11 protein-coding genes and 1 tRNA gene are annotated in these 8,294 nt (G+C 23.7%); 3 read left to right on the top strand and 9 right to left on the bottom strand.

The genetic code is table 11. The features are described from left to right. The coding region (locus QW117_03395) for a VCBS repeat-containing protein (GenBank protein MEM3405986.1) at positions 1–2,121 on the top strand (2,121 nt) is incomplete at its 5' end. 69 nt (positions 2,122–2,190) lie between these two features. On the opposite strand, the gene QW117_03390 is transcribed toward QW117_03395, so the two are convergent. From QW117_03390 to QW117_03370, 5 genes are all read right to left on the bottom strand, one after another. Then, positions 2,191–2,955 carry a hypothetical protein gene (locus QW117_03390; protein ID MEM3405985.1) on the bottom strand — a complete coding sequence of 255 codons (765 nt, stop codon included), beginning with the start codon at positions 2,953–2,955 and terminating at the stop codon, positions 2,191–2,193. A 2-nt stretch (positions 2,956–2,957) separates the two neighbouring features. Then, positions 2,958–3,446 (bottom strand): hypothetical protein, encoded by a 489-nt coding sequence (locus tag QW117_03385; protein MEM3405984.1) that lies wholly within the window; start codon positions 3,444–3,446, stop codon positions 2,958–2,960. Positions 3,447–3,495: 49 nt separating this feature from the next. After that, positions 3,496–3,566 (bottom strand) — tRNA-Trp (locus tag QW117_03380). Positions 3,567–3,592: 26 nt separating this feature from the next. After that, complete coding sequence (locus QW117_03375; protein ID MEM3405983.1) at positions 3,593–4,279, bottom strand: hypothetical protein; 687 nt, start codon at positions 4,277–4,279, stop codon at positions 3,593–3,595. A gap of 20 nt (positions 4,280–4,299) precedes the next feature. Then, positions 4,300–4,866 carry a hypothetical protein gene (locus QW117_03370; GenBank protein MEM3405982.1) on the bottom strand — a complete coding sequence of 189 codons (567 nt, stop codon included), beginning with the start codon at positions 4,864–4,866 and terminating at the stop codon, positions 4,300–4,302. A gap of 52 nt (positions 4,867–4,918) precedes the next feature. On the opposite strand from QW117_03370, the gene QW117_03365 reads away from it, so the two are divergent. After that, positions 4,919–5,290 carry a hypothetical protein gene (locus QW117_03365; protein MEM3405981.1) on the top strand — a complete coding sequence of 124 codons (372 nt, stop codon included), beginning with the start codon at positions 4,919–4,921 and terminating at the stop codon, positions 5,288–5,290. A 5-nt stretch (positions 5,291–5,295) separates the two neighbouring features. Here the strand turns inward: QW117_03365 and spt4 are convergent, their stop codons facing one another. The 3 genes from spt4 to QW117_03350 are packed head-to-tail and all read right to left on the bottom strand — an operon-like array spanning position 5,296 to position 6,305. Beyond that, positions 5,296–5,481, bottom strand: coding sequence for a transcription elongation factor subunit Spt4 (gene spt4, locus QW117_03360; GenBank protein MEM3405980.1), 186 nt, complete (start codon positions 5,479–5,481; stop codon positions 5,296–5,298). Positions 5,482–5,487: 6 nt separating this feature from the next. After that, positions 5,488–5,712: a hypothetical protein gene (locus QW117_03355; protein ID MEM3405979.1), complete on the bottom strand. Its 225-nt coding sequence runs from the start codon at positions 5,710–5,712 to the stop codon at positions 5,488–5,490. Then, positions 5,709–6,305, bottom strand: coding sequence for a DNA-directed RNA polymerase (locus QW117_03350; protein MEM3405978.1), 597 nt, complete (start codon positions 6,303–6,305; stop codon positions 5,709–5,711). The genes QW117_03355 and QW117_03350 overlap by 4 nt, the downstream gene beginning before the upstream one ends. Positions 6,306–6,392: 87 nt before the next feature. On the opposite strand from QW117_03350, the gene QW117_03345 reads away from it, so the two are divergent. Continuing rightward, a complete protein-coding gene (locus QW117_03345; GenBank protein ID MEM3405977.1) occupies positions 6,393–7,577 on the top strand; it encodes a translation initiation factor IF-2 subunit gamma in 1,185 nt (394 codons plus the stop codon). 11 nt (positions 7,578–7,588) lie between these two features. On the opposite strand, the gene QW117_03340 is transcribed toward QW117_03345, so the two are convergent. Beyond that, a complete protein-coding gene (locus QW117_03340) occupies positions 7,589–8,215 on the bottom strand; it encodes a hypothetical protein (GenBank protein MEM3405976.1) in 627 nt (208 codons plus the stop codon). Positions 8,216–8,294 lie beyond the last annotated feature (79 nt).

Raw genomic sequence — 8,294 nt, 5'->3', positions numbered from 1 at the left:
ATTGCTGGAAATAATGGTGTAAATAGAATATACAAAAATAACGGTTCAGGTTATTTCACTTTATATCAATCTTCAAGCGAGAATGATGCTACTTATTCAATAGCAATAGGTGATCTAGATAATGATGGTGACTTAGATTATATTGCTGGAAATAATGGTGTAAATAGAATATACAAAAATAACGGTTCAGGTTATTTCACTTTATATCAATCTTCAAGCGAGAATGATGCTACTTATTCAATAGCAATAGGTGATCTAGATAATGATGGAGATTTGGACTATATTGCTGGAAATTTTGAGATTCAACCAAACAGAATCTACAAAAATAACGGTTCAGGTTATTTCACTTTATATCAATCTTTAAGCGAGAGTGGTTGGACTTATTCAATAGCAATAGGTGATCTAGATAATGATGGAGATTTGGACTATATTGCTGGAAATAGCGGATCAAATAAAGTATACAAGAATAATGGTTTAGGTCAATTTACCTTAAATGAATCTTCAAGTGAGTTAGATATTACTTCTTCAATAGTAATAGGAGATATAGATAATGATGGAGATTTGGACTATATTGCTGGAAATAATGTTCAAGTAAACAGAATATACAAAAATAACGGCTCCGGTCAATTTACTTTAAATGAATCTTCAAGCGAGAATGATGCTACTTATTCAATAGCAATAGGTGATCTAGATAATGATGCTTCTTCGCCAAAAGCAACAGAAACAGCTTGCTCAAATGGGCTTGATGATGATAAAGATGGTTGGGTTGATGCTTGGGATAGTGATTGTGCTGGGGGAGGAAAAAGCATAATCAACTACACAATGAATATAATAAACAAAGATGCATCAACAACTGCTTATTACAACGTAACAGGATTTACTAATGGAACAACTTACACTTATTGGGTATGGTGTAATGATACAGCTGGAAATTCAAACATAACTAAAAATAGAACTTTAATTTATTTACTTCCTGATACAACACCTCCTTCTAGTGGAGGTAGATGTAATGATGAATGTTCATCTGGTCAAGAAGAAAAATCTTGCGTGAATTCAACAACAATAAAAACAAGAACATGTGGAAATTATGATTCTGATTCCTGTTTGGAGTGGAGTAGTTATAGTTATGAATCATGTGGTATGAACTATGAATGTAAGAATAACCAATGTGTTTTAAAATGCATAGAAGAATGGCAATGTACAGAATGGAGTAGTTGTATAAACGGAACAAAAACTAGAATATGTACAGATAAAAATAATTGCGGAACTTTTTATAATAAACCAAATGAAACAGAATTATGTGAATGTATAGAAAATTGGCAATGTACAGAATGGAGTAGCTGTATAAACGGAACAAAAACTAGAATATGCACAGATATATATGAGTGTGGAACTAATAAAAATAAACCAAATGAAACAGTAGATTGTGACTTCGAATGTGCTGAAGATTGGTTTTGTGAATGGACATCTTGTGATAACGAAACAATAAAATATCCTACAAATTGTTTCGATAGAAATAATTGTGGAACTATGAATAATTACCCTTCTCCTAAAAGTTGTTTAAGTTTAGAAGGGGAAATTAGTAGTAAAAAATGTATACCAGAATTTATATGTGAAGAATGGAGCGAATGTAAAGCAGATTACTCTATAGATACCATTATTAAAGGAGTTAAACAAATAGAAGGTATAAAAGAGAGAATATGTAAGGATGTAAAAAATTGTTCCATTCCGATAAAACAAAGTCAAAAATGCAGTTTAATTATTCCAATAGAAACAAAAAAAACAACATGGTGTAATGAATCCTTTATAGAAGTATATGATAAAAGAACATCAGAATTGGTAAGTAAAGTCAATGTAAAAGAAATAGATAAAAAAACAAATAAAATAAATTTAAAATTTTCTTTAATAAATTTTTCAAAATATTGTGATTATTGTTATAATGGGATAAAAGATTATGATGAGGAAGGAGTGGATTGTGGAGGAGAAAACTGCCAGCCATGTATAAATTATACTCCTAAGAAAAATATAATTTTAATTATAATACGGTCTATACTAGTCACTTTATTACTAATTGCTTTGTTCATATTAATAAAATTTATTTTAAAAGAAAATTTATCTTAAAATTAAAAAATTTTTAATTATAAAATTTTATCTTTGAAAAGATAAAAAAATTAAAAAAGATTTAAAAAATTATATAATTTTTTTAATTAAAAATTTAGATCCGGAAATATCAGAAATTATTCCACTTATAATAAAATTGTTTTTAATAACTTTTAAAATTCCATTAACTAAAGGTATTTTTGATTCTTTTGAATATTTTTCAATTATTTCTCTTATTTGTTCCTCTGTTAGCCTTATATCTGTTTTCATAATATTTGTTGCTGTTCTTACTAAAATAAAATTATCTTTCCCAGGGCATTCTATAATTAAAACTCTTGGATCTTTTAATATTTTTTCAATTTCTTTTAATGCTTCTTCACTAGAATTAAATATACGCGCTTTTTTTTGAATAATAGGTTCTATTTTTTTAAATGGTGAAATTATATTTTTAGTACTTCCAATAAAATTATCTTTTCTTTTTGAAGGAGCAATTTTAATTTCTTTTTTTATTTTTAATGGTTTTTCTTTTTGTTCTTTAATTACATTTTCGATTATAGGAAGTGGTTTTGGTATAACTTGTTTTTTGGAAATTTTTTCTAATTCTCTTTCTTTCATTAAATTATATTCATATTCTCTTTCTATTTCTTCAATAATTCTTTTTCTTAATCTTTCACTTATCTCTCCAAAAATTTCTTCTTCTCTAAATTTCTTTTCTATTTTTATTTTGTCTATATTTAATATTAATTCTTTAGTAAATTCTTCTAAAAAAATTGTTCTATAATCTCTTCCTAGCATTATTTTATGATATCTATCTAAAATATTTTTTTTTAAAAGATCTATATTATTTGATTCCACTTTTATATTTCTTTTGAGAATTTATTAATTTTTTTTTCTTCAGGTATATATTCAAAAGATTGAGAAGAATATGTTGTATATGGAGTAAAATTTACTTTATTTTCTTGTTGTGATGGTTGTTGTTTCTGCATAGGACTCTGTACAGGAAATTGAGTTCTTGGTTGTTGGGAATAAGATGAATAAATTTTTTCTCTTAATTGTTCTTCCATTAATGTTAATCCTTTTGCTATTAATTTATTTTGTTCCAGCAAAGCATTTAATTTCATTAAGAATTCTCTATCTTTTTCTATTTCAGAAACTTTTTCATCTACTTTACCTATAAAACTTTTAGCTGCCAATTCAAATAATTGTAATAATTTAGATATTTGTAATGTTAAGTCTTCTAATTTCTGTGTTGTATTAATAAGGACTTTTTGTAAATTAGCAAAATTTTCTAATAAGAGATTTTCTATTTTTTTATACTTTTTTTCTTTATTTCCTCTTTTTTCCATATCTTAATAAAGAAAATTTTATTTATAAATCTTCTCTTATTAATTTAAATGGGTCTGGAGCGAATCGAACGCTCAATTTTCGCTCTGGAGGCGAATGTTTTACCATTAAACTACAGACCCTTTAAATAATTATAATTTAAAAGATTTTAAATAGTTTTTGATATCTTTTTCATTTCTGATATTTCTTGTTCAGATATCGAACAACCCTTAAATTTTACCGCATAAAGAAGTGCATCTAAAACATTATTACTTTCTATATCTACAATATTTTTTTTATAAGCAAAAAAAACAAGTTCCGAAGATCTTACACATTTTATCCATTTTAAAAAATCTAAATTTTTCTTTAATGTTATTTCTGTATGAAGTTTTTTTTCCAATATCTCTTTTAAATTAAAAGGATTTTCGCATAATAACCTTGTAGTCCTTTCATCGATAGCTATTATGCTTTTTATTCCTTTATTTTCACATAAAAAAGACAAAGCAATACAAGATGCTTCTCCTTCATCTATAATATGAATTTGTTTATTCTTTATATAAAAAGAATTGTTTATTAGATTTAATACCTTTTTTGATTCTTTTGTTATTTCTTCACTTTTTATATTTATAGTTTCTGGTAATTCTAATATTTTATTATTAAATAATTTATTTATTTGTAGTGCTTCCAATTCATACTTCTTATTATTTAATGGCGTATCAATTATTTCTTTTTTTACTTCTTTTGTTATAATAAACTTTCCAGGAAAAATTTTTTTTAAATTTTCTAAAATATTTAATATACCATTCAAAGCAAAATTTATTATAACCGAAGAATCAAAAATTATTATTTTCTCCATCTTTAAAATTTTTTTATTATTTATTTACTTTCAAAAATTTCTTCTATTAATTTAATTCTTTCTTTTATTGGTAAAGTTATATTTAAATTAACATCTTGTGTTCCTGTGTTGCCAATATATTCTGCTAATTCAAATAAACTTATACCTAAAAGTTTTGCAGTTTTTTCCATACTTATTCCATGTTCATATATCTTAGATGCTTTATTTATTTTAGCTTTTATTAATATATCTTCTATATTCTTTTTGAAATTTCCCTCTATACTTTTTAAATCTTTTATTATTCTTTTTAATTCATATAAAAAATTTCCTTCTTTATCATTTTTTAAGTAATCTAAGGCTTTTTTTATTCTCATTTCTATTAAAAAAAGGACTTTTTCGTATTCTAGATACTTTTTATAATTTGTTCTTTCTACGATCTTACTTATTGAATATATAATTACTGCAATTGTTATACTTACCTCATCCTGATTTGTTGATGCAGAATGAATAGTTTGATTAGATAATTCTTTTAATGATAAAACATCTTTCTTTCTTATAGCTTTTTGTGTTTTTTTAAATATATTCATAATATGTTCTTTTTCTTCCATACTTAAAATAAAAATAGCTAATATTTAAAAGTTTGTAATTCTATCTTTAAAAATGGAAGTTATACTAGACACAAACTTTATTTTAGAATGTATAAAGAATAAGATAGATTTATCTGATCTGCAGCTATATGGTAAAATTATTATACCTATACAATCTATAAAAGAATTAGATTTTATCTCTAGAGATAAAAGAAAATCAATTAAAGACAAAAATAATGCTATTATTGCTTTAAAAATAATAGAATTAAAAAATTTTTCTTTAATAGATTTAAAAAAAGAAAAGGTTGATGAAGGAATAATAGATTATGTTAAAAATAAAAAAGATGTTATTATAGCAACTTTAGACAGAGAATTAAAAAATAAAATCTCAGATTTATGTAAAATATTATCTATAAGAAATAAGAAAAAAATTGTTTTATTGTAATTTCATTAAATCTTTATAGTATAATTCCCTCTTTTTGTTATTTTCAAATTTTTAGCAACTTCGGATTTTTCTGGATTTAATATAATCATTTTTCCTTTAAAATCTTCACTATACTCTTGATTATTACAATTAGGACATCTTTCTTCTTCATATATAGTCTTGCAAACCTTACATGCTTTTTCTTTAGCCATTTTAATTTATTCAAAAAATTTTAATTTTTCTTTTATTTCAAAATATTTCTTTTCTAAATCTTTTATTTTATCTATACAATTATTCTTATCAAATTCTCTAATATAATATAAAATTTCTTCCTCTAATTTTTTACTAAGAGGATTTTCTGTGAATTCTTCAATAAGATCTTTTAATTTTTCTTTATACTCTTCTATATTAAATTTTTTTCTATAAAACTTTTCTTTAATCATTTTTTCTTTTCTTTTTTGCTATGAGACTTTGTTTCTTCTTTTTCTTTACTTTTTTTTACTTTTCTTTTTTCCTCTTCTATCCACTCTAATTTTCCTAATCCAGGTTGTCTCATTGTTAATCCTATTTTTATTTCATCATATTTTTGTGACAAAGCAACTATTCTAGCTATTACTAAATCTCCTTTTTTTAATGTTTTTTTTGTATTTTTTCCTAAAAGAGAGTTTGATTTTGATATTGTAACATAATCTTCCATTGTTTGAGAAACATGAATTATTCCATTTACTAAGCCTAAATTAATTGTTGCTCCAAAATTTTCTATATTTTCTATTATACCAAAAACAAGTTCTTGGATTTCTGGTTTCCAAGTTAAAATTTTAAAAGCAGTATTATAATAAACAGCACCATCCCCAAAAATTATTATACCATCTTCTACATTTAAAATTTCTATTACCCCAATAATCACTCCAATTTCTTTATTAAAATATTCTTTATAACTTTTTTTTAATTGTTCTTTTATTGCATCTTTGGTTGATAAACCAAATAAAGATGGTTCTACTCTAATATAGTCTTCTAATTCTACAATATAAAACATTTTGAAATTTTTATAAATTTTATAAGCAAATAGTAATAAAAAATTAATACAATATATATTTTTAAAGGTTGCGTTTCTTAATTTTTTATGGTAAATGATATTTTAGATATTGAAAATCTAGAAAGTATTAATTTAGGAATAGTTGGTCATATAGATCATGGTAAAACAACTTTACTTTATAAACTAACAGGAAAATGGGCAGATACACATTCAGAAGAATTGAAAAGAGGTATAACAATTAAATTAGGATATGCAGATATGATAATAAGAGATGAAAAAGGAAAGCCTTTAAGATATGTCTCTTTTGTTGATGCTCCAGGCCATGAAATGTTAATGGCAACTATGCTTTCTGGTTCTGCTTTAATTGATGCAGCATTATTAGTAATAGCTGCAAATGAAGGAATAAAGCCACAGACAAGAGAACATTTATTAGCTCTACAAGCAAGAAACATTAATCAAATAATAATTATTCAGAATAAAATTGATTTAGTGACAAAAGAACAAGCATTAAAAAATTATAAAGAAATAAAAGATTTTGTAAAAGGTACTATTGCAGAAAATTCTTTAATCATTCCATGTTCAGCGCAACAAGGAGTTAATATAGATAAAATAATTAACGCTATCTTAAATTTAAAAATTCCAAAAAGAGATATAAATTCAGAGCCTTTTTTTATTGTTGCAAGAAGTTTCGATATAAATAAACCAGGTACTAAAGTAGAAGAATTAAAAGGCGGGGTTATAGGAGGTGTTTTAAAAAAAGGAATATTAAAAGAAGGATGTGAGATAGAAATTCTACCCGGAATAGCAATAAAAAAAGAAAATCAATTTTTTTATGAACCATTAAAAACCAAAATTATATCTTTATTTAAAGGAAGTTATAAAATAAAAAAAGCAACTCCTGGAGGCAGCATAGCAATACAAACTTCTTTAGATCCTTTTATAACCAAATCCGATGGATTAGCAGGAAATGTTGTTATAAAATCAGGAATTCAAGAAAAAATAAAAGATAAATTAAAATTAAAATTTAATATATTCAAAAATATATTTTTAGAAAAAGAAAAAATTGATATTGATCCTTTAAAATTACAAGAAATATTAATGTTAAGTGTAAATACAACAATAACTGTTGGAAATATAACAAAATTAGAAGGAGATATAATGGAAATACAATTAAAAGCTCCTGTTATTGCTCCAATAGAAAGTAATGTCGGTATAGCAAGAAATATTAAAGGACATTGGAGATTAATTGGTTATGGAGAAGTAGTTAATTAATATTTTCTTTTTTATTTTTCTTTTTTTTCTCTGAAAGGAAATGTTATTATTCTCAGAAAAGTTTCAAATGAAATTATAAAAATGAGATAATAGATTATAGTGTTTAATAAAGAAAAAGATTCTTTTATTTTCTCAAAAAAATAAAAAAACTCTTTAAAATTTGAACTTAATAAAAATACACTTAATGCAGTAAGAGGGAAAAATTTTGATAAATCTTCTGATAAACTTTCATTAAAATAAGAAGTTGCTCTTATTGCTCCTATCAAAGAAACAGAAATTATTAATATCTGATTTATTGTTTGATTTTTGGATAATATTAATAAAAAAAAAGAAAGAGCACAAAACCAGATAAAAACTATAATCGGAATAATTATTATATATCCTATAACATAAATTATAAAAGAAAAAAATTTAATTAAGAAGGGATGAGAAGAATTATTATATTTATCAAGGTTTAACTTTATTATATCTCTCTTAGCAATGAGCTTATAAAATTTAAATATTAAAATAGAGTATAGAGTTATTAAGGAAATGAATAATAAAAGATTTATAGATAATCTATATTTTTCTGGAATTAAAAATATAAATTCATTATAACTTTGAATAAAATCTTTTTCAGTTATATTATTAAATCCCATCTTTTTATTATTTATTATTTATAAACTTTAATTTATAAAGGTTTTTTGTTTATATCTTGTTTATTTAATAGACGAAATA

The organism is Candidatus Pacearchaeota archaeon (assembly GCA_038874355.1).
GTDB lineage: Archaea > Nanobdellota > Nanobdellia > Pacearchaeales > GW2011-AR1 > JAVZCO01.
The sequence above is the reverse complement of the archived record's forward strand: the minus strand, read 5'-3'. Positions and strand labels throughout refer to the sequence as shown.